The following is a 20,961-nucleotide window of genomic DNA, read 5'->3' on the forward strand; positions in this document are numbered from 1 at the left end:
TTATCGCTCCAATTCTATCAATGATTCGTACGCGACTGCTCCCCGGGCGAGAAATGCCTTTAGCGCTTCTTCCCCGGGGGCCGCCTCGCGCCAGGCGTAGCCGCAGCCGGCGGAGAGCACATCCGGCAAGGGGATTATCTTGCCGGTGAGCCCTTCTTCCGCCGCAGCCACCTCGAATGCCATGGCGTCGGTAATGCTTTCAAATGTAACGATCCATTCTGTCTCTTGCAATGCTTACCTCCCGGCGATTTCCGATAAGGCGCGGATCGCCGTATCGATCTCGTCTTCCGTGTTGAAATGGGTGAAGGAAAAGCGTACCGCTCCCCGGTCCCGCGTGCCCAGCGCCTCGTGCATTAAAGGCGCACAATGGGCGCCGGTGCGGGTGATGATGCCGTAGTCCGATTCCAGAATCTCCCCGACCTTCGACGAGGTGTAGTCCCCGACATTGACACTCACCACTGCCGTCTTCTTTTCGACATTGCGACTGCCATAGATCGCGATGTTCGGAATGTTTTCGATGCCTTCCAAAAATCGCGCGACGAGCGCGCTTTCTCGAGCGCGGATCCGCTCGATCCCCGTTCGCTTCAAATAGGTGAGCGCCCCGTAGAGCCCGGCGATGCCGTGGCCGTTTTGCGTGCCCGCCTCCAGCGCCTCGGGCATGGCGGAAGGATGCGCCTTGTTATAGGAATCGATACCGCTTCCGCCCACCTTAAGGGGCGAAACGCGGACGCCTTCGCGCACGTAGATGCCGCCAGTCCCTTGAGGCCCGAACAGCGACTTGTGCCCAGTAAAAGCGAGGATGTCGATTCCGGCCTTTTCTACGTCGATGGGTACGGCCCCCGCCGTCTGGCTCGCATCGACGATACACAAGAGATCGTGCCTTCGACAAAATGCGCCGACGGCAGAAATATCCGCGATATTTCCCGTCACATTGGAGGCATGATTTACGATCACCGCGCGGGTGTTGTCTTTGCGCCCGGATTCGAGGCGCGATAGATCCACAATGCCTTCTTCATCCACGGGCAAAAAATCGATCCCGCAATCCAGCCGGTACAGGGGTCTGAGCACGGAATTGTGTTCGGTCACCGTGGTGATTACGTGGTCCTCCGCCCCCAGTGTGCCGTAGATCGCTTCGTTTAACGCCTCGGTCGCATTCATGCAGAAGGCGATCCGCTTGGGGCTCTTTGCCCCGAACAGCTCGGCGAGCAAAAGGCGGGTCTGAAAGATCTTTCGGGCGGCCGCCAGGGCGCTTTCGCCGCTTCCCCGGCCCGAATTGCCCTGGCTCGAAAGCGCCGTACAAATCTCGCGCGCCACCTCCGGCGGCTTGCTGCGCGTCGTGGCGGCATTGTCCATGTAAATCATAACCTTCCTCCTTTTCGATCTATTTACAAATATAACACAAAAAAGACCCCAATGCGTTTCGGGATCTTTTATTGAAAAATATTATAGGCTTACGTTCTTATTCTTTATATCTATATGTCGGCGCGGTTTTAAACCCGCTATTGCGTGCGCTCTACCACGCTTTTGAGATACTTACCGACGATGACCGAAAAGCGATTCAGATCGCGAATCCGCACGAAATCGGTGCCGAAGATCAGCCGCTCGCTGTCGAGCTCGTCGTCATCGCCGGTAAAGACGCCGAGGACCGCCTTTTGTTTGAGCTTGCCTTTGAGCACCTCGGCCGCGGTGTCGTAGACCGCGACGTCGTCCTCGTAATCCGCCACCTGAATCGGCGCACGATCAATCCCCACGGAGATGTGGTCGTTGGGCATGCCGTCGGAAAGGACGATCAACACCCGCGTTTCGGCGTCGATCTCTTCCATGGTCTTAAAGACGTAGCGCAGGGCGAAGCCGTCGCGATTGCTGCCGCTCGCCTTGTAGCTGAAGATTTCGCGATTCTCCTTGCGCTCGTCGCGATAATCGCGGAAGATGCGGATAATCTGGTAGTGAAAGAGATTACAAAAACCCATCACCCGCGTCGGAATCCGAAGGGAGGTGAGCGCCTCGGCGATCAGATAGCCTTGGATCGCTACCGCTTCTTGTCGCTCCTGCTGCGAACCGCTCATATCCAAGAGGATGTCGACGGCGAATGAGGTCTCCTCTTCCACTTGGTTCTTCTTGAAGATCTTGTCGTCGCCCAATACGGCATGGCGCCACAATAAGGAGGTGTCGATCGCCCCGTTCGATGCCACCACCGGGGCCCGGGCGGCATCGTCCAGTAGGTTTTTGCGTATGATTTCGCGCAATTCGAAAATGGACCGCTCGTAGATATGCCGGTCGGCGTCGTAGATTTCCTCGGTCGCCTTTCTCTGGGCAAAAATCTGCTCCTCAAAAAAGCGCGCGCTCATGTCGTTTTCGAACTCCCCGCGGGTCACGTGCAGCCGCATGCCCTTGTGAATGCCCGTGGCGAGATCGTCCTCGAGCTTTCGGATCTTTCCGGCAGAACCCACCTCCATGCCGAAGTGCTTGCGCACCCGCTTTAGGCTCAGGCTCTCGTCTTCGAGATTGACGCGGTTGATATTGACGTCGGATTCCACCGCCTTGGACGGGTCCCGGGTGACGTGGGTAAACTCGGCGGATTCTACCATATCCGGCGCCCCTTCGGGGATCTCTTCTTTTTTCGCCTCGACGATATTGCGCTTTTTCTTTTTGGGCGCCCGGGGCGGCTCTTGGGGCTCATCTTTGCGCTCGGTCTCCTGCTCCACCTCAAAGGTAAGGGTCGGATTGACGTGAAAAAAGTCCTCCCACAAGGACTTGAGGTAGAGATAAAACTCCCCTTCCCGCGTGAGTTTTTCCCCGTCGATCAACCGGCGCATCAACGGTTCCAAAAACGTGCCGGCGCTCATGGGCTTTTGAATCCGATACGCCGCATACTGCATCCGGATTTCTTCGGAGATGTCGCGCTTATTTTGATACCACAGTTCGCGGTAGCGCTCCCTATACGCCCGCTGTTCCATGGCGGCGATGCCGGGCCGCTCCGCCATCAGGGCTTTTTTGGTGTATTGGATCGCGAGGATCTCCGCTACCGTCTTCAAATCCTTGCCGTTGGATACCTGCGAGGCGTTTTTTTCGACGAAATTGCGCAGTCGATTTTTGGGAAAGGCGCGGTCGACCATCGCCGCTTCCGCCACGCGAAAGGCATCGCCCTCGCCGGGGTACTTGCGCTGGTAGTTGCCCCCCACGGTCCAATAAATATTCTGCCGACGCCGATCCGACAGCTTCATCGAAACAACATCTCCGTATCGGTGTCCGCGGGAAAGAGCGTATCGATCACATCTTCTACGATTTCCTTTTCAAAGCGGTCGAAGGACTTGTTGACGATCCCCATATCCAGCGCCGCATGCACCGAAAGGCCGCGGCGAATCATGGTCAGGGCGCCGAAAAGGCCCCGCATATCTACGGTCTTGGAAGAGATCTCGCCCTCCAGGCTCTTGTTCTGCAGATCCATAAAGAGCCGGGCAAAGAGCTCCATGCCCGCTTCGTTGAGTTCGGTCTCTTCGCGCAGGATCTGCTTGAGCCCCTCCCCTTCGAGGATCGGCATCTCGATGACCATAAAGCGGCTGATCAGGGCCTCGTTCAGCTCGCGGGTGCCCATATAGCCGTAGTTCATCGTGCCGATAAAGCGGGTGGCATCGTTTAGGGGAATGCGGTCGTAACCCGCCACGTCGATCATGCGGCGAAAGTCCAAGGCGGAGTGCACCACCGAAAGGGACTCGTTTTTCGCCATATTGATCTCGTCGAAGATCGCAAAGCCGCCGACCTCCGCCGCCAGGGTTACGGGTCCTTTTTTGAGCACCACTTCCCCGTCCTTAAAGGTGTCCACGCCGATCAAAGAGGCGCTGTCCACATTGACATTCAGCGACATATTCCACATGGGCCGGCAAAAGAGTTGGGCCAGATTTTCGGAGAACACATTTTTCCCCGTCGCCTTGGGCCCGGAAAGGAGAATATGGTAGCCGGAGAGAATGGCATAGATCCCCTTTTCCCAGATCTCCTTGCCGTAGTAGCGAAAGGTAGAAGACGGGATGCGGTCTTTCCATTCTTCTTTGACGGGATGGGCGACGACGAAATCTTCCACCGCATCCAGCAATTTTTGATCTATATCTTGTCGTTGTAAAAATTCAATCAGTTCGCTTCGTTTCATAGAGGTCCTTTCTTTTTTTCCATATCTTACCATACTCCTATGGATTTCCATAGCGCGCTGTGCTTTCCGCTTACGAAAAAAATCGCTCGCGAATCGCCTTCGTCTCCTGGATTTTTAAGATCCATATCGCGACGAGATAGACAATCCCCGCGACGGCGATCGCCCCCAAGAGGGCGAGATTGTTCGAGAGCACGCGACATAGCCATCGGTACGCGCCGAGGGCGCACGCCCCCATTACGGCGGATGCGCCGCAGATTTTGAGGAAGTTTTTCGCCACCCTAAAAAGTCCCAGCCCGCCCATATTTCGTCGAAGGTGCAAGAGCATTCCGGCGGCGCCGATCCAAAGCGAGATCGCCGTCGCGATGGCGAGGCCCTTTAGACCCGCGGCGCGGCCCAACAGTACACTCAAGACGATATTGGCGAGCACCATATAGGCGGAGTTCACGACGGGGATGCGGGTCTGTTTTTTGCTATAAAAAATGCGCACCCCGATCTCCCGAATGCCGATGGCGAAAAGCCCCAGTCCATAAAAGAGGAGCACCTCGCCGGTGATCGCCACATCGCCCGCAGAAAAGGCACCGCCCAAAAAGAGCAGCCGCACGATCTCCTTGTGAAAGCAGAGGACCCCCACCGTGGCGGGTACGACCAACGCCCCCATCAAGGACAGGCTTTCAGCAAAGACGCGCTTGAGGGCCGCGTCCTCCTTCACCAGCGCCGCCATCTTCGGGTAGGTGACAGTGACGATGCTCGTTACGACGATGCCGGTGACAAAGCCCTGAATCTTGGTGGCGTAGTTGATGACCGCGACCCCGGCGGTCGAAATCATCGAAGCGAGGGATTTGCTCACCACCACATTGATCTCGAGCACCGAAGTCGAAATTAAGATCGGCAGAATCAAATACAGCAGCTGGCGCAGAGCTCTCTCGTCTTTGTCGCCTATATGCAGGCGAAAGCCGCTTTTTTTCAGATAGGGCAAAAAGAAAATATACTGAAAGACAAAGGCAAAGAGAATCCCCAGGGCGAGGAGCGTCGTATTGCCGCCGCGTCCCAAAATCATGGTGAGGATCAGTACCGAATTCATCACCACCGAATGGGAAATGGAGACGATAAAGTGGTTATAGATCTGCAGATAGGATTTAAAGATCGAAAAAACCGCCGTCGTCACCACGCTCAAGGCGGTGATGCGGCTCATATAGACCGTCTGTTCGAATACCGCGCCCGTAAAACCCCGCGCCATCAAATGCACCAACTGCGGCGCAAAGACCGCCGCGCATACACCGACGGCGAGGGCGATATATGCCACCAGGCGCGCAAGATGCGTGGTAAAGGCATCGGCCGCCTCGCGTCCCTTTCTGTCTTTGAGTTCGGTGTAGACGGGAATAAATCCCCCTGCCAGCGAACCCGCAAAGAGATTGGAGACCAACATGGGCAAAGTAAAGGCGATGAGGAAAATATTCGCCATCGCCGAAGTACCAAAAAAATGGGCCAAGGCTTTTTCCCTGGCCAATCCGAAACACTTGGTAAATATCGTTATCAACATCAAAACGAGAGAGGTGTTTTGCATAATCTCCTACTTTAAGATTCCGAACTCGTAGCCCTGGCTCTTCAAAGAATCAATGACATCGCCCAGCGCATTGGCGGTAAGTTGCTTCGATTCCGCATCGTGCATCAAAATCACCACTACCGAGTTATCGGTATTGGCGGCGATCGAGCGATTCATAAATTCCACCAGTCCCGGTTCCGTGGTAGGCCGGCGACTTTTCGGCTCCGCATCCCCGGTGAGGGCGTTCCAGTCGATCCAACTGATGTCCTGCGCCTTAAGCGCGGCATCGGCCGCGTCCAGTCCGCTCCAGCTCATATGGCCGCCGGGATAGCGCCAAACGCCGCTGTGAAAATCCGAAGAGATCACCTTTTGCAGGGCTTCTTGTGCGCGCTTCGCCTCGCTTCCGATCGCATCCGCATTGCCCACGCGCGAGGGATAGAGTTTGTGGTAATCGTGGCTGAAAGAGTGGAGCGCCAGCGCGTGGCCGTCCGCCAATTCCCGAAGCAGCACGTCGCGATTGTCCTCGGTGATGCTCTTTCCCACCAAAAAGAAGGTGGCATACGCCTCTTTTTCCCGCAGTGTGTCTAAGATCTGCGGGGTAATCTTGTGGTTGGGCCCGTCGTCAAAGGTGAGAAATGCCCACTTCGTTTCGCCGGTGTATTCGGTCTTTCCCTCAATAATATCGCTGATCTCGCCGGCGTCAAAGGCGTAGGGATCCGCCTGATTGATGTGGTTTTGGCCCTTTTGCAGGCGGATTTCAATCCGGTCGTTGATGATGTTATTGGTCAGATTGATCGCATTTTGCGGCGCATAGGCGGTGTCCGCATCCAATAGATCCAGATTTTTGAGCACGAACCAATCGGCTTCCTGCCCATAGGCGTAGCCGTCGTCTGTTTTCAGGCCGCTTTTTATCTTGCCGAGGGCGAACACGCCGCCGACTGCGATCAACAAAAGAAGCAGCAGGCCCCGAAGGCGGGCGCGATTGCGTCTTTGGCGCATGCGTTCCCTTCTGCGTCTTCGCTCTCTGTCCATTTCTTCTCTGTTCATAATCTCTCCTTACATATGCACCGTCACGCATTGGGCGATCTTTTTGCCCTCTGCCTGCACATAGCCCTTCAGCAGATTGCCGTTCCACTGCCAGATCACTTTTCGCCCCCGCACGGCGGGCGCGATATTCAGCAGATCCAGATTGTGTTTGCCTTCCCCGGCGAGGTCCCTGAGGATCACCTTCGTGCCCCGCCCCACCGCCAGGTAGCGACCGCCGGTGATGCGGACGCTGTGGACCGCACCCTGTTCATAGGGAATGGCTGAAATCAATTTTCTCGTATTCATATCGTACACCTTCACGATGCCGAGCGCGGTATCGTCCGACAGGATATACGGCGCATCGAGTACGTATTCCCCGCCGGTTTCCGGCAGGAGCCAGGCGCCGTCGCCTTGAAAGAGGCCGCTGCGCCCGCCGCGGGAATACAATATCCGCCCGCCGCCGACATCGAAGCTGTCCGCTTCTCCGTCGAAGACGCGGCGCACCGCGCGGCTGCTCTCGCGAAAGGAATAGATGCCGTCGTCGGTCAAAAAATAAAGGGTATCGCCATCGATCCGCATCTGCTTTGCCCCTACGAGCATCGAAGGAATCGCGATCGTGCGCTTTTTGCCCCGCAAAAGATCGTACAGGACGATAGCATCGCCGTCGATGGCCGCCGCGGTATTCGTCTCGGCGTCGTAATCCTCGGGCACCGGATCGGCACAGAGGGGCGAATAGAGGATATTGCCCTCTTCGGTGATCCGAAAGAGCGAGGCGAGCCCGCCCGGCACTTTGTCGCCCCGGGCGAGGATGGTGCTGCCCTCCAGATCGTAGATCTCGGTCAGCATGCGCCCTTCCCGATAGGGTTCGATGCCCGCCACGGCGATCTGGCGGAGCGGTACCACCGAAGTCGCTTTTCGCGGCGGAACGATCAAAATCGTATTCTTCTCTGCCGCATAGTTTACGGTATATCCCATCTCTTCCAGCAAAAAGCGCAGGGGTACGTAGAGCGTGCCGCCGACATAGGTCGGGTACACCGAAACCAACGCCCGATTGGATTGTTTGGTATAGACCGGCCGATCCACCGACATGGCGACGCGGTTGATCTGGTTCAGATACAGGATCTCCTTTTCGGGATCGAAATGCACCCGCTTCTGCCCGGCGACGGCCTGCAAATCCTCGAGGGCGATCATGGCGCTTCCCGCCATATTGCGGAGGGGAAACTCCGTCTGCACCGCCCGCGGCTCTTCGTCTTCGGCTTCAAAGGCCAAAAGCGCCGCCGTCTCTTCTTCCATCGCGGGCGGCCGTACCTTTTCGACGCCTTCGAAAAATGCCGCATCCGCCGGGTAGGCCGATCCGCCCAATAGGACCGAGAGGGCGCAGAGCAAGAGGAGTGCCTGTATTTTAAGAATGTATTTCATCTCTGCCTCCAAAGGATATTTTACCACAGGCAGATTCCCGTTTCTTTACAAAGCGCGAACAAATGCCGTCAATTGTCGAAGAGCGGCACGACATTTTCGCGTTTTTCGATGCCCATATACTCCAACACCGCTCGTCCCAAGGGCGACCACTCCAGGGCGTCCTCGCTGCTTTTGGGGAAGGTATAGAGCTTGAGCGCCCGTCCCGCCTTGAGGATGATCTTCTGCATCTTCGCCTCGCGGCTTTCCCCGGCCTTTAAGAGCGCTTCAAAGGGCGAGTGCTTGAACCGGCGAAAGGCCTCTTCGAACTTCCATTCCTCAAAATAGGGATCTCGCTCGATCAGATTGGGGTGAAAGAGGGTGCTGAGCCACAAACTGAGCTTTTCTTCTTCGCTGAACTGGAGGTACTGCTCCATACGCAGCGTATCGGCGATATGACCGCTCTCGTCGATGCGGATCATGTCCTTTAGGATCGCGAAGTGGCGGAATAAGACCAGCTCGGGAAAGCTGCCTTCCCGTAGGGTGGGCTTCACCGAAGCGGGGTCGATCCCCAATACCGGCAGCACATAGCCCAAGGAGCGGCGGTTTAAGGCGCCGGTCTCGGTGGTGGCAAGCTCCCGTTCGATTAAGACCTCGAGATAGGCGTCGAAGGCGTCGATAAAACGCCCCCGCTCCCGCACGGAGTCAGCGATCACCGCGTCGAAGTACTCGTTTCGGTAAATTCCCTCCACCGAGCGCTCGAGCTTGGTCTTCCAGGTAAGAATGTCGTCTTCCGCCCCTTCCAGAGAGCGGCGCGCCGCGGGATTCTTCTCTTCCAACGTCCACTGCCGAAACAGCCGCAGAATTCTAAGCATCTGCTCGTCGTCTGAAAATTCGCCCGTCGCGGCGGAATCGTCCATCAATTCGCCGTAAGCGGAAAACGAGCGGTCCCCGAAGGTCTTTCCCTCTTCCAGGAGTAAGCGGTTTTCCATCCGCTCCAGCACATACATATCGCCGATGGCGACCTCGGGATCGACGGCGCCCTCCGAAGCCAGTTGGTAGATCCCCTCCCGGTCGTCCTCTTCCGGATAGAACTCCTCCTCAAAGGCATCGAAGTCCTCGAATTCCTCGTCCCGCGCCCGGTCCATGGCGAGGGAAAACAGAAAGAGCATCTCGGGATTGCCGTCCTTGAGGGTCTGTTTATACATCGCCGCATCTTGGGTGAGTAGCGGCTGCAGGGCGAGCATCTGCTCGGTCTTTTCGGCAAAGGGCTCGCGGAGTTCCTCCGGCACCACCCGGGCGATGCGAAAGGCGAAGTTGCCCGCGTCGGTAAAGAGAATACGGCCGAAGAAGATGTCCCCTTCGACCAGTTTTTGGGAGGCTTCGGTCACCGCAATCACCGAAGCCGGTTCGCGGAAAATTAAATTTTGAATATAGATCTTTTGCGCGTCGGCATAGTTGACGCAGTAAATCGAAAGATAGGAATCGAAGACGCGTTCCAAAAACGGCTCCACGGGATGGCTCTTTTGCAGATGCCGCCAAAATTGGGCAATCAGCATCGTCGTAGTCTCTCGATTCTCCTCGGTGTCGAACATCAGCCAAGAGGCGAGGTCGACATCGGGAATATTTTCTTTCATCGGTTCGTAGAGGCGTTCGTCGTCGAACATATCCTGCAAGGGGATGCTGTATTGCGCCGAATCTACGATGGCCGCCAGATCCTTGATGGTTCGTAGCCAAAGCCTCTGATCAGACATGAGTGACTCCTTTATCGTAAAGTTCCTGTATTTGCACTAATTTTTCTAAAATCGACTTGACGTGGTAGTTCACGACGGCATCGGGAACGACCTCATCTCGTCCTTCGTACATCTCGGTATAGTGGAAGATCTCCTGAATGCGCAGCTTGTTGTCCACCGTAAACTTATGGGCGGACACGTCGAGCTTGACGAGAATCTGCAAGAGCAGAAATACGTCTTCGTACAATCCCAAGAGCTGCTCCACCCCGCCGATTTTCATCTCGCCGGAAAAGGGCTCGTCGACTTCTTTTCGGATCAGCTGGAAGGAGGCCTCCGCCTCGTCTAGTTCCTTTGCCAGCTCGTCGAGTATCGGCGTCTCGTCGGCGAGGATGATTTCTTCCGACAGGCGGAATATATCCGCATACGCCTTTTCCAGCACGCTCTCGAAATTGCCCTTCGGCGTGGGCTTGGCGATCAAATAATTAATCGCCACCGATACAAAGATACCCAATAGCGTACCGATCAGCCGGTTGATGCCGTAGACCAACTGGGATTGGCGCGAAGCAAAACTCGCCACGAAGATAATATTGGTCAGATTGATAAACCGATTCAGCTGAAACCGGTTCAGAATGAGTATAATGATAATAATGCCGATGCCCGCGATCAGCGGCCGAATGTAGATGTTTCGGGTGATCAGAGAGAGGAAATATCCCAGTACCACCCCCATGACACAGGTAAACACCCTGAGCCGCACGGCCCGATGGGTCTCGTGGACAGAGGGTTGCATGGTGGTCATAGAGGCGATGGCCACAAACAGCGGCGTGTTCAATCCCAAATAGTTCGATAAAAATAGGGAAATGACCACGGAAAGTGCCGTCTTAAAGGTTCGCATGCCGATATGGGGAAAAGGTATAATGCTCTTAATCCGTCGCAATGATTCACTCCATTCTCCTTAGTATAAAAAAGTATAGCAAAACGAAGAATATCTGCAAGCGCGATTGTCGTTTCAGATTGTTAAGATCGGGTAAGATATAGAAAAGAAGTGAGAGGAGACATGGATATGCGTATTGAATTTTTCGGAAAGAACATCGAACTCACCCAAGCATTGAAAAACCAGGCGGAAAAGAAGCTCTCTAAGCTCGACAAATACTTCGCCGAAGAGGTGGAGGCGAAGGTGACCTTCTCTACCATGAAGGGCAACCACACCACCGAGATTACGGTGTTTCTGCCCAATACAATTATGCGCGCAGAAGAGACCACAGAGGACATGTACGCCTCGATCGATTTGGCGATGGACGTGCTCGAACGTCAGGTCCGCAAATACAAGACGCGGCTGAAAAATCGCCATCAGGGGAGCGAAACCATTCGGTTCGAAAACTTCGAGCAGGCCCTGCCCGAAAAGCCCGAGGACACCCAAGGCAAGATCGTCTCCAAGCGCAAGCATTTTCACCTGCAACCCATGGTAGAAGAAGAAGCGGCGCTGCAGATGGAGCTCTTGAACCACAACTTCTTTATCTTCCTCGACGCCGACATCGAAGAACCGGCCCTCTTGTATAAGAGACGCGACGGCAATTTCGGTCGCATCGACTTTGAATTCTGATTCTCCCTTTTCCATACCCGTACGGAGCCGACGCGTTCGGCTCCTTTTTTATGGCCATAATTTCTCGTACAAAAAAAACCGAAGCGCGCCGCTTCGGTCTTACGATTCGATTTCCTTGGGCAGTTCTACGAACACCTGGAAGCGGTCTTCGTCGACGATAATGCGAAACTCGCCGCCCAAAATCTCCACCAGATTCCTCGCGATATACAGCCCCAGGCCGCTCCCCTCGGTGGTACGGCTCTTGTCGCCGCGGATAAACTGGTTCTGCAGATCCGCCGAGGATACGCTGAGTTTGTTTTTGGTAATATTCTTTAGACTGAAAAAGATCTTATCTTCCACCACCGAGGCGCGCCCTTCTACGGTGGTGCCCTCCTTGGCGTATTTATACACATTGCTGAAAAGGTTTTGAATCACCCGACTCAACACATTGCCGTCGGTATAGATGGGGATGTCCTCCGTCTGCGCCTCGTAGACAAATTCGAGTGCCTTGGTCTCGTAATCGGCGTCGAAGTCGCCGTAGATCTGGCCGATGAGTTCGTTAAAGTCGATGATCACCGGCTCTAAGGTCACATTGCCGCTCCCGGTCTTGGAGGCGTCGATCAGATTGATAATCATGCTCTTCAGCCGTTCGGAGTTGCGCCCCAGAATGCGAATATAGTTTTTGGCCTCCTCGTCCATCACCTCTTTTTTGCTCAATATGTCCGAGTAATTGATAATGCTCGTAAGAGGGGTCTTGAGATCGTGGCTTATATTGGTGATCAGCTCGGTCTTCATTTTTTGCGACTGCACCTGCGCCTGGGCGGCGGAATACATAGAGTCTTTGATCCGCGTGAGGTCCATCAGCGCCTCATAGGTGGATTCGCGCACCATGGGCGAAAACACCGTGAGATCCACATAGCTCTGGGTCTCCATAATCGCCGCTCGAAGAATGCGGTTTTGAATCACCTCGTCCTCGCCCATGACCATCAGCCTAAGAACCGGCATCATCCACAGGCCGTAGATCACCGGCAGTCCCTGAAGGACCATAAAGACATATACGGGGATGGCGATATTCGCCGCAAAGAAAAAGCGGTAGATGGTCTCTTTTTTGTTCTCGCGCAGCAAATAGACAAACAGCCAGCGCCGGGAAGGGCCGCGCATCAGCATCTTCGCCAGCCAAAACAGTCCCGCCGCCGCACAGGCGAAGGCGATATGGATCAAAGCCATGGCAGGATCGTAGATGTCCGCGCCGAAGAAAAAGAAAACGAGACTCAAAAGGCCGATGACAAACCAAATGTCGATCCAAATGATCTCCATATAGTTCTCGCGACAATAGCGAAGAAATTTCTCCTTAATGCCCGCCCGCCACTCGTCTCTTTTGGCTTTCATCAGCCGATGTCCTCGAATTTATAGCCCATGCCGTAGACGGACTTGATGTAGTCGGGCTTGCGGGGGTTGATCTCTACTTTGTCCCGCAGATGCGAAATATGGACCGAGATGACCTTTTTTACATCGTGCGCCGCCTCTTCCCACACGATCTCGTAGATCTCGTCGCTGGAAAATACCCGTCCCTTGTTTTTGATCAATAGGCGCAGGATCTTGTACTCGTGGGGCGTGAGATTGGCGATCTCGCCGTCGACGCGCACTTCTTTGGCGTTGTCGTTTAGGGTAATGCGGCCGCCGGTATAGTTGCCGTCGTCGATTTCCGCCGCCCCCAAAGAGGTAAAGCGGCGAATGCCGGAGTTGACCCGCGCGATCAGCTCGATGGCGTTAAAGGGTTTGATAATGTAATCGTCGGCGCCCATATTGAGCCCGATAATTTTGTCGGTGATCTCGCTTTTGGCGCTTAGGATGATAATGGGGATATTGTGGGTTTCCCGAATCTTTAAGATGGCGGAAATCCCGTCCATCTTCGGCATCATCAGATCCATCAGCACCAGGTGTATCTCTTCTTTTTCCATCACTTCCAGCGCCTCTTCCCCGTTGTAGGCGCAAAAGACGCGGTAGCCTTCGGCCTCCAAATAGATGCGTATGGCGGAAACGATGTCCTTTTCGTCGTCGCAAACCAAGATATTATACTGCATAGATCCTCCTTTTTACTCTTCCTGTATTCTATCATAACTGTGTTATAATCTCCTCAGGAGGATACAGGAATCTATGAACAAGTGGAAAAGGAAACTCAAAGGTTTCGTAACAAAAAAACCTTTTGCCTTCTTCGACATTCTTATTTATACCATTTTGGACAAAGGACTCTTTTTGCAGGGAGCGGGTTTGTCCTATTTTTTGATACTCGCGATCTTTCCCTTTTTGATCGCCCTCTTAAATATCGTGCGATTTGTCGATGCGAGTTTTCTTCCCCGACTGATCGATTCCTTCGAGAGCCTGCCGCCGGATATCGACGCCATTCTATTGAGCTTTGTGCGGGATTTGGAGGTCAATTCCTCCGGTACCCTGCTTTCGGTATCGCTGTTGGGTACGATCTATGTGGCGAGTAACGGCATTAAGCAGTTGGTGCGGAGCATCAACGACGGCATCTCGGGCACCGAAAAACGCGGCTTTTTGTCCCTTACGCTCCTCTCCCTCGCCATGACCGTGTCTCTGTTTGTCTTGATCCTAATGCTCATGATCGCCCAGGTGGTGGGGAGTAACCTCCTCGACTATCTCTTTCACTTTCTCCGCGTTCCCGAAAGCGCCTTCGGCGCGATTTCCCTTACGCTGCAGCTGGTGCCCTTGGGCTTTATGTTCCTCAGCTTCTTTTGCCTGTACTACTTTTCCCCGAAATGGCCCGCGGGCGGCAAGCCCCCCGTCAAGATCAATTTGCTGAGCGCGCTGTTTTCTATGGGCGCCACGGTGATCGCCACAAAGGGCTTTAACTACTATGTGTCGAACTTCGCATCCTATTCCGCCACTTACGGCTCTTTGGCGGGTATCATTATCTTTTTGGTATGGCTCTATCTCTTCGGGTTGATTTTGCTCGTGGGCGGCGCCATCCAATCGACGCTGTTTTCCCTCGACCAAAACGGCGCCCGCTGGCCCCGAGAGGAAACCCTGTTTTCCGGCGTGGTGGCAAGCCACACCCGCATCAACGATTAGGAGGATTTTTATGAAACAATGTATTGTCGACGCCTTTACCGATCGCGTATTCGCGGGCAATCCCGCCGCGGTCGTCTTTCTCGATGCGCCCCTTGACGATGCCACGATGCTTTCGATCGCCAAAGAAAACAATCTGTCCGAGACCGCCTTCGTCAAAAAAGAAGGAGACGGCTATCGCCTGCGCTGGTTTACCCCCAAAGAAGAAATCGACCTCTGCGGGCACGCCACTTTGGCGACGGCCTATGCCCTCTTTCGATTCGAAGACGCCGAAAGCCCCCTCGCCTTTCAAACTCTATCCGGCACGCTGACGGTGCGCAGGGAAGAAGATCTCTACGCCATGGATTTTCCCGCCTACGATCTAAAGGAGGTCCCCGTCACCGACGCCATGGAAGCCGCAATCGGCATCCGCCCCGAGGCGGCATATATGGACCGCGATCTCGTGATGGTCTTTGACGCCGATGCGGATTTAGAATCCATCGCCCCGAAGGAAGAAGATCTCCTCGCCTTAGACGGACTGTTGCAACACGTCACCAAGCCCGGTACCGAGCACGACTGTATCTCCCGCTCCTTTGCGCCCAAGGTGGGCATCTACGAAGATCCCGTCTGCGGCTCGGGGCACTGCCATATCTCGGTCTACTGGAAAGAGCGCCTCGAAAAAGAAGACATCCTCGCCTATCAAGCGAGCCCCCGCGGCGGCACGCTCTACACCCGCGTAGAAGGCGATCGGGTCACCCTCGCCGGACACGCCGCCCTCTTCTCGAAGGGCGAGATTCTCACCGACGAAGCCTAGACGATCGATACAAAAAGCCGCGTGCGAAAGTGCACGCGGCTATTTATATGCCCTTTATTATTTTTGCCCGCACCATGACGAGACCCGTCACCGATTCCGCCCCCGCTTGCAGGAGCGCTTCGGCGCAGGCGGAGACGGTCGCGCCGGTGGTATAGGTATCGTCGATCAAAAGCAGGCGATTCGATACGGCCTGCGCCGAAAAGGCGCCCCGCACATTCTCCGCCCGCTCGCGGGCGCCGAGGCCGATCTGATCGCGCACCCGCCGGTTGAACGAAAGCGGCTCGATGACGGGAAGATCGATCCTTCGGCTGAGGGCGCGGGCGATCTCTTGGGGCGGGTTATACCCCCGCAGGCGCAGCTTTTTTGCCGTCGTGGGCACGGCGCAAATCGCATCGAAGTCGCGGCGTCCCGTCTCGAACAAAAATTCCGCCGAAAGGTCGGCGAACACCTCCGCCCAGTATCGCTCGCGCTTGTACTTTAGGCCCCCGATCATCGCCTTCGACAGGGCATTTTCCCCGAGGAGCGGATACACCGTCGGTCCTGTATGTTCGCGGATCCCCTCCCCCAAAAAGACGAGCGCGTCTTTGCAGTCGTCGCAGAGGGCGAGGCGAGGGGCCGCCGTCTCCAAACAGAGCGGGCAGCCGCCCCTATAAAAGAGTTTTCTGAGATCCATCGATTCTCTCCTTGATGCGCGCATCCAGCGCCGAATAGCGGTCTTCGATTCGGTTGTTCTCGACCATATGCCGCAGCGTGGCACGGTTTCCCACCACCACGACGAGCTTTTTGGCCCGGGTGATGGCGGTATAGAGGAGATTGCGCGTCAAGAACATGGGCGGCCCGCTCACCACCGGGAGCACCACCACGGGAAACTCCGAACCCTGGGATTTGTGAATCGTCGCCGCATAGGCGGGGGCGAGTTCGTTTAAGTGTTCGCGCTCGTAGGTGCAGACTTTGTCGTCAAAGGCGACCTTGAGCGTTTCGGATTCGCGATCGACAAATCCCACCGTGCCCAAATCGCCGTTAAAGACGCCCTTGCCCTTCGAATCGAAGACCCGGCTCTTGGACTTCCACTCCATTTCGTAATTGTTTTTGGTCTGCATGACTTTGTCGCCGACTTTATAGGTAAAGCCGCCGCGGCTGAGGCCGCCCGGGCCGGGATTAAGCGCCGCCTGCAGGGTGAGATTCAGGTTTTCGACGCCGCAGACCCCCTTTTTCATGGGAGCGAGCACCTGAATGTCTTCCACCGGATCGATGCCGTAAAAATTCGGCAATCGCTCCTTGACCAGCGATGCCACCAGCGCGAGCGCCGCCTCGGGATCCGGCGTTTCCATAAAAAAGAAGTCGGTGCCCGGCGCATTCACCACGGGATATTCCCCCCGGTTGATGCGGTGGGCGTTTTTTACGATGGCAGAGGTCTCCGCTTGGCGAAACACCTTGTCGAGATGCACCGCTTCCACCGCCTTCGAGGCAATCAGATCCCGCAGTACGTTCCCCGCGCCCACCGACGGCAGCTGGTCCACATCGCCCACCAGAATCAGGCGCGTATCCTCCTTGAGCGAAGTCAACAGATCGCGCATCAATAGCAGATCGATCATACTCGCCTCGTCGACGATCACCACATCGGCGTCCACCTCGTCGCCGGATACGCGCGATTCCGTGCCGTCTTCGGAAATATAATCGTAGGACAAGAGGCGGTGGATGGTAGAAGCGCTCCTGCCCGTCGCTTCTTCCATGCGCTTTGCCGCCCGCCCCGTCGGCGCCGCGAGCGCCACCGAAAGGCGGAGGCGCTCCATGGCATCGACGATGGCCCTAAGCGTCGTGGTCTTTCCCGTGCCGGGCCCGCCGGTGATAATCAAGAGATTCGAATCGATGGCGCGCGCCAACGCTTCTTTCTGTCGCTCGGCGAGATCGGCGGGAGATTTGGCGAGCACCGCCGCAATCACATCTTCCGCCATATGCGCCGGCAGATCGACTTTGCCCCGCCGTGCGATCTCCTCGGCCACCACGTCCTCCGCGCGGTAGTAGGGAAGCAGATAGATGCGCAAGGTGCCTTCCACCTCCCGCACATAGATGGCGGGGTCCACCGCGAGCTTTACGATGTGCTCGTCGAGAAAATCCATATCGAGATCCAACAGCGTTTGAGAGGCGGCGAGCAACTTTTCTTTCGGCAAAAAACAGTGCCCGTCCGAAACGGCGGCGTTTAGGACGTATTTCATGCCGGCGATCACCCGCGCCTCGTCGTCCTTGGGAATTCCGGATTTTTGCGCCACGGCATCGGCGATCTGAAAGCCGATCCCGCGCACCGTATCCGCCAGGCGATAGGGGTCGCGCCGCAATATATCCGAGGAGGCGTCGCCGAAGACTTTATAGATCGCCATGGCGCGGGCGTTGGGGAGCTCGAACTCCTGCGCGTCCAACAAAAATTCCCGCATGCCCTTCTGGCTTTCCAATGAGTCGACGATGACGGCGAGCTTCTTCTTGCCGATCCCCTCCACTTCGCCCAAGCGGACGGGTTCTTCTTCGATGATGCGCATGGTCTCCTCGCCGAAGGTGTCGACGATGCGCTTGGCCGTCACCTTTCCCACATGGGGAATAAGGCCGCCGGAAAGGTAGGCGACGATCGCCTTTTCCCCCCGGGGCCTTATCTTTTCCACTGCGCTGAATTGAAACTGCTCCCCGTATTTCGGGTGGTAGATCAGTTCCCCCTCCAGGCGCAAATTTTCCTTTTCGAACAAAGACATATGGGACCCGACGACGGTAATATCGCCGTCTTCGGCCAAAAACTGCGCGACGGTATAGCCGTTTTCTTCGTTCCGAAAAATGATCCGATCCAATATGCCTTCGATTTTCAAACGTTTCCTACTTTCTGTCCTTTAAGGCTTGTTGAATGGCTTCCACCTTGTCGGTCGCCTCCCAAGGCACATCCACGTCCTCGCGGCCGAAGTGGCCATATGCCGCCACGTTTTTGTAGATGGGGCGGAGCAGGTCGAGTTCCCTGATGATGGCGGCGGGGCGCAAATCGAAGACCTCGTTGACCAATTCCTCGATCTCGTTGTCGCTCAGCTCGCTGGTGCCGTAGCTTTCCACATAGACCGAAAGCGGACGGGCGATGCCGATGGCATAGCTCAAGCCGATTTCACATTTGTCGCAGACGCCGGCGGCGACGAGATTCTTCGCCACATAGCGCGCCGCATAGGCGGCGGAGCGGTCTACCTTGGTCGGGTCCTTGCCGCTAAAGCAACCGCCGCCGTGGCGCGCGTAACCGCCGTAGGTATCGACGATAATCTTGCGCCCGGTGAGGCCCGCATCGGCCACAGGACCGCCGATGACAAAGCGGCCGGTGGGGTTTACGAAGATCTTCGTGTCATCGTCGATCAGCTCTTTTGCGACCACGGGACGGATGACGTGCTTTTCGATGTCTTCGCGAATCGTGGTAAGCTCGACGTCGGGATCGTGCTGGGTGCTCACGACGATATTTTCAAGACGCACCGGCACGCCGTCGTGGTATTCCACCGTCACCTGGGTCTTGCCGTCGGGCTTCAAATACGGGAGCGTACCGTCTTTTCGGACTTCCGAAAGGCGTCTTGCCATCGTATGGGCGAGCGAAATCGGAAGGGGCATCAGCTCGTCGGTTTCTTTGCAGGCGTAGCCAAACATAATGCCCTGGTCCCCCGCGCCGAAAGCGTCCATCTCTTCGACGCCCATTTCCTTAAAGCGGTCCACGCCCATGGCGATATCGCCGCTTTGTTCCTTGATCGCCGAAATCACCGCCACGGACTCCGCCTCAAAACCCGGCTGTACGCCGTGCACATAGCCGATATCCTTTAAGGTGTTTCTGACGACTTCGGTAAAGTCCACGTATTCCCGCGTGCTGATCTCGCCGGTGATGACGACCATCCCCGTAGAGACGAGACTTTCGCACGCCACGCGGGCGCCCGAGTCCTGCGCGAGAATCGCGTCCAAAATTCCGTCCGAAATCTGGTCGCAAACCTTATCCGGATGTCCTTCCGTTACGGATTCCGACGAAAATAACCATTTGTCCATTGTTTCCTCCTCAATAAAAAAACCTGCACGCGGCAGGCTCGGATTCTTATCTTTCAGACCTGTCGCGTCTGTAGGAATTGGCACCTCGTAAGGTTGCCGGGCTTCACAGTGCCTAGTCACTCCGCCACTCTAAATAAGAAATTCTGTTTTAAGTATACTCTAAGGAAAAACAAATTGCAACCGCGGCCCATGTGGCGGGTTTCGTTTCAAACACAAAAAAAGCCGGCCGAAGCCGACTTTTTATATCTAGATTTAGCGCTTGTTGCTTGCGCGCCAAATGCCCATTTCTTCTGCATTTTTAATGAGCTCGTCGCGGAAATCCGGGTGTGCCAGTTCGATCAGACCTTCGGCGCGTTCCCAGGTGGTACGGCCCTTGCAATTGAAGATGCCGTATTCCGTTACGATGTAATGGGTGTTGGGACGTGCCACGGTGATCGCGGAACCCGTCGCAAAGTTGGGGAGAATGCGAGAAACAGTTTCGCCCTTTTTGTTCGTAAAGGTGGAGCTCAAGCAGATAAAGCTCTTGCCGCCCTTCGAGAGATACGCACCCAGCGCGAAGTCCAGCTGTCCGCCCGCACCCGAGATGTGGCGCAGACCCGTAGATTCGGAGCTGACTTGGCCCCAGAGGTCCACGTTCAACGCGTTGTTGATAGAAATAAAGTTGTCGATTTCCTTTACCACTTCGGCACCGTTCGTGTAGTTGACCGGCGCTGCCATACATTCGGGGTTGTGGTCGAGGTATTCATAGAGTTCAGCACTGCCCGCGGCAAATGCGTATACCTGACGATACTTGTCGATGGTCTTCTTGGAGCCGTTGACCTTGCCTTTTTTCGCCATATCCACAAAGGCGTCTACATACATTTCGGAGTGAACGCCCAGGTCCTTTAAGTCGCTGTCAGCGATCAAAGCGCCTACGGCATTGGGCATGCCGCCGATACCCAATTGGAGGGTTGCGCCGTCGGGAATTTCGTTGACGATAAATTCGGCGACCTTCTCGTCCACTTCGCCATAGCTTCCCTTGGGCACTTCCGCCAAGGGGACATTGCCGGCTTCGACGATAAAGTCTACGCGGTCGATATGCACTTCGGACTCGCATTTGCCCGGGCAATAGGGCATCGCTTCGTTCACCTCTACGATGACCATCTTCGCCTTTTCGATGCCCGCCATGGTATGGGACGCATTCAAACCGAAGTTAAAGTAGCCGTGTTTGTCCATCGGCGTCGTGGTCACGATGGCGACGTCGAGTTCCACTTCGTCGCGGTAATACTTCGGAAGTTCCGAATAGCGCAGCGGATTATAGAACGCGCCCGGACCGGCGTTCACTGCCTTGCGTTCGGGACCGCCTGCGTGCCAGGAGTTCCAGATGAAATGTTTTCCTTCGGGATCCGCCGAAAGAACTTGCGGCGCCTTAAAGGTAACGCCGCCGCGCAGCTTCACATCTTCCAATTCGTCCATGCGCTTGGCGAGTTCCGCATCCACCGCGGTGCTCGTGCCGGCGCCCCAGCCGTATTCGACCCAGTCGCCGGATTTAATCTTGGCGGCGGCCTCTTTGGCGGTAATCAACTTCTGATCATACAGTTTCTTATAGTCCATGGTACCCTCCATACTTCCATT

General features: G+C 55.7%; 18 protein-coding genes and 1 riboswitch. Of the genes, 3 read left to right on the forward strand and 15 right to left on the reverse strand.

Annotated features, from left to right (window positions below):
• From EL294_RS06470 to EL294_RS06510, 9 genes are all read right to left on the reverse strand, one after another.
• Window positions 1-231, reverse strand: a complete 231-nt coding sequence (locus EL294_RS06470; protein ID WP_126465953.1) for a putative Se/S carrier protein — start codon at window positions 229-231, stop codon at window positions 1-3.
• 3 nt (window positions 232-234) lie between these two features.
• Window positions 235-1,362 (reverse strand): aminotransferase class V-fold PLP-dependent enzyme, encoded by a 1,128-nt coding sequence (locus EL294_RS06475; protein WP_126465955.1) that lies wholly within the window; start codon window positions 1,360-1,362, stop codon window positions 235-237.
• A gap of 137 nt (window positions 1,363-1,499) precedes the next feature.
• Complete coding sequence (locus tag EL294_RS06480; RefSeq protein ID WP_126465957.1) at window positions 1,500-3,224, reverse strand: hypothetical protein; 1,725 nt, start codon at window positions 3,222-3,224, stop codon at window positions 1,500-1,502.
• Complete coding sequence (locus EL294_RS06485; RefSeq protein WP_371828954.1) at window positions 3,221-4,144, reverse strand: AAA family ATPase; 924 nt, start codon at window positions 4,142-4,144, stop codon at window positions 3,221-3,223. Before EL294_RS06485 ends, EL294_RS06480 begins: the two co-directional genes overlap by 4 nt.
• Before the next feature lie 70 nt (window positions 4,145-4,214).
• Window positions 4,215-5,708, reverse strand: a complete 1,494-nt coding sequence (gene murJ, locus EL294_RS06490; protein WP_126465959.1) for a murein biosynthesis integral membrane protein MurJ — start codon at window positions 5,706-5,708, stop codon at window positions 4,215-4,217.
• Between the two features lie 6 nt (window positions 5,709-5,714).
• Window positions 5,715-6,734 carry a polysaccharide deacetylase family protein gene (locus tag EL294_RS06495; RefSeq protein ID WP_126465961.1) on the reverse strand — a complete coding sequence of 340 codons (1,020 nt, stop codon included), beginning with the start codon at window positions 6,732-6,734 and terminating at the stop codon, window positions 5,715-5,717.
• Window positions 6,735-6,743: 9 nt separating this feature from the next.
• On the reverse strand, window positions 6,744-8,132 hold the full coding sequence (locus tag EL294_RS06500) for a stalk domain-containing protein (protein ID WP_126465963.1): 1,389 nt from the start codon (window positions 8,130-8,132) through the stop codon (window positions 6,744-6,746).
• Window positions 8,133-8,200: 68 nt separating this feature from the next.
• The gene (locus tag EL294_RS06505; protein WP_126465965.1) at window positions 8,201-9,862 is read right to left on the reverse strand and encodes a hypothetical protein; all 1,662 of its coding nucleotides are present in this window, start codon (window positions 9,860-9,862) and stop codon (window positions 8,201-8,203) included.
• Window positions 9,855-10,775 carry an FUSC family protein gene (locus EL294_RS06510; protein ID WP_126465966.1) on the reverse strand — a complete coding sequence of 307 codons (921 nt, stop codon included), beginning with the start codon at window positions 10,773-10,775 and terminating at the stop codon, window positions 9,855-9,857. Before EL294_RS06510 ends, EL294_RS06505 begins: the two co-directional genes overlap by 8 nt.
• 126 nt (window positions 10,776-10,901) lie before the next feature.
• Between EL294_RS06510 and hpf the strand changes: the two genes are divergently transcribed.
• Window positions 10,902-11,441, forward strand: coding sequence for a ribosome hibernation-promoting factor, HPF/YfiA family (gene hpf, locus EL294_RS06515; protein WP_126465968.1), 540 nt, complete (start codon window positions 10,902-10,904; stop codon window positions 11,439-11,441).
• Window positions 11,442-11,540: 99 nt separating this feature from the next.
• On the opposite strand, the gene EL294_RS06520 is transcribed toward hpf, so the two are convergent.
• Together EL294_RS06520 and EL294_RS06525 are read right to left on the reverse strand one after the other, a co-directional pair.
• Window positions 11,541-12,809, reverse strand: coding sequence for a sensor histidine kinase (locus EL294_RS06520; RefSeq protein WP_126465970.1), 1,269 nt, complete (start codon window positions 12,807-12,809; stop codon window positions 11,541-11,543).
• Window positions 12,809-13,504: a response regulator transcription factor gene (locus EL294_RS06525; RefSeq protein WP_126465972.1), complete on the reverse strand. Its 696-nt coding sequence runs from the start codon at window positions 13,502-13,504 to the stop codon at window positions 12,809-12,811. Before EL294_RS06525 ends, EL294_RS06520 begins: the two co-directional genes overlap by 1 nt.
• Window positions 13,505-13,577: 73 nt before the next feature.
• Here EL294_RS06525 and EL294_RS06530 point away from each other — a divergent pair, with 73 nt between their 5' ends.
• Together EL294_RS06530 and EL294_RS06535 are read left to right on the forward strand one after the other, a co-directional pair.
• A complete protein-coding gene (locus EL294_RS06530) occupies window positions 13,578-14,513 on the forward strand; it encodes a YihY/virulence factor BrkB family protein (protein ID WP_126465974.1) in 936 nt (311 codons plus the stop codon).
• A gap of 10 nt (window positions 14,514-14,523) precedes the next feature.
• A complete protein-coding gene (locus tag EL294_RS06535) occupies window positions 14,524-15,303 on the forward strand; it encodes a PhzF family phenazine biosynthesis protein (RefSeq protein ID WP_126465976.1) in 780 nt (259 codons plus the stop codon).
• A gap of 43 nt (window positions 15,304-15,346) precedes the next feature.
• Here the strand turns inward: EL294_RS06535 and EL294_RS06540 are convergent, their stop codons facing one another.
• The 4 genes from EL294_RS06540 to EL294_RS06555 all read right to left on the reverse strand — a co-directional run bounded on the left by EL294_RS06540 (window position 15,347) and on the right by EL294_RS06555 (window position 20,940).
• Window positions 15,347-15,976, reverse strand: coding sequence for a ComF family protein (locus EL294_RS06540; RefSeq protein WP_126465978.1), 630 nt, complete (start codon window positions 15,974-15,976; stop codon window positions 15,347-15,349).
• On the reverse strand, window positions 15,951-18,155 hold the full coding sequence (recD2, locus tag EL294_RS06545; RefSeq protein WP_126465982.1) for an SF1B family DNA helicase RecD2: 2,205 nt from the start codon (window positions 18,153-18,155) through the stop codon (window positions 15,951-15,953). The genes EL294_RS06540 and recD2 overlap by 26 nt, the downstream gene beginning before the upstream one ends.
• Before the next feature lie 7 nt (window positions 18,156-18,162).
• Window positions 18,163-19,347 (reverse strand): methionine adenosyltransferase, encoded by a 1,185-nt coding sequence (gene metK / locus EL294_RS06550; RefSeq protein WP_126465984.1) that lies wholly within the window; start codon window positions 19,345-19,347, stop codon window positions 18,163-18,165.
• A 43-nt stretch (window positions 19,348-19,390) separates the two neighbouring features.
• A riboswitch (SAM riboswitch) is annotated at window positions 19,391-19,487 on the reverse strand.
• Between the two features lie 112 nt (window positions 19,488-19,599).
• On the reverse strand, window positions 19,600-20,940 hold the full coding sequence (locus tag EL294_RS06555; RefSeq protein ID WP_126465986.1) for a butyryl-CoA:acetate CoA-transferase: 1,341 nt from the start codon (window positions 20,938-20,940) through the stop codon (window positions 19,600-19,602).
• Window positions 20,941-20,961: the final 21 nt, after the last annotated feature.

Source organism: Aedoeadaptatus ivorii (assembly GCF_900638585.1).
In the GTDB taxonomy this organism is placed as follows: domain Bacteria; phylum Bacillota; class Clostridia; order Tissierellales; family Peptoniphilaceae; genus Aedoeadaptatus; species Aedoeadaptatus ivorii.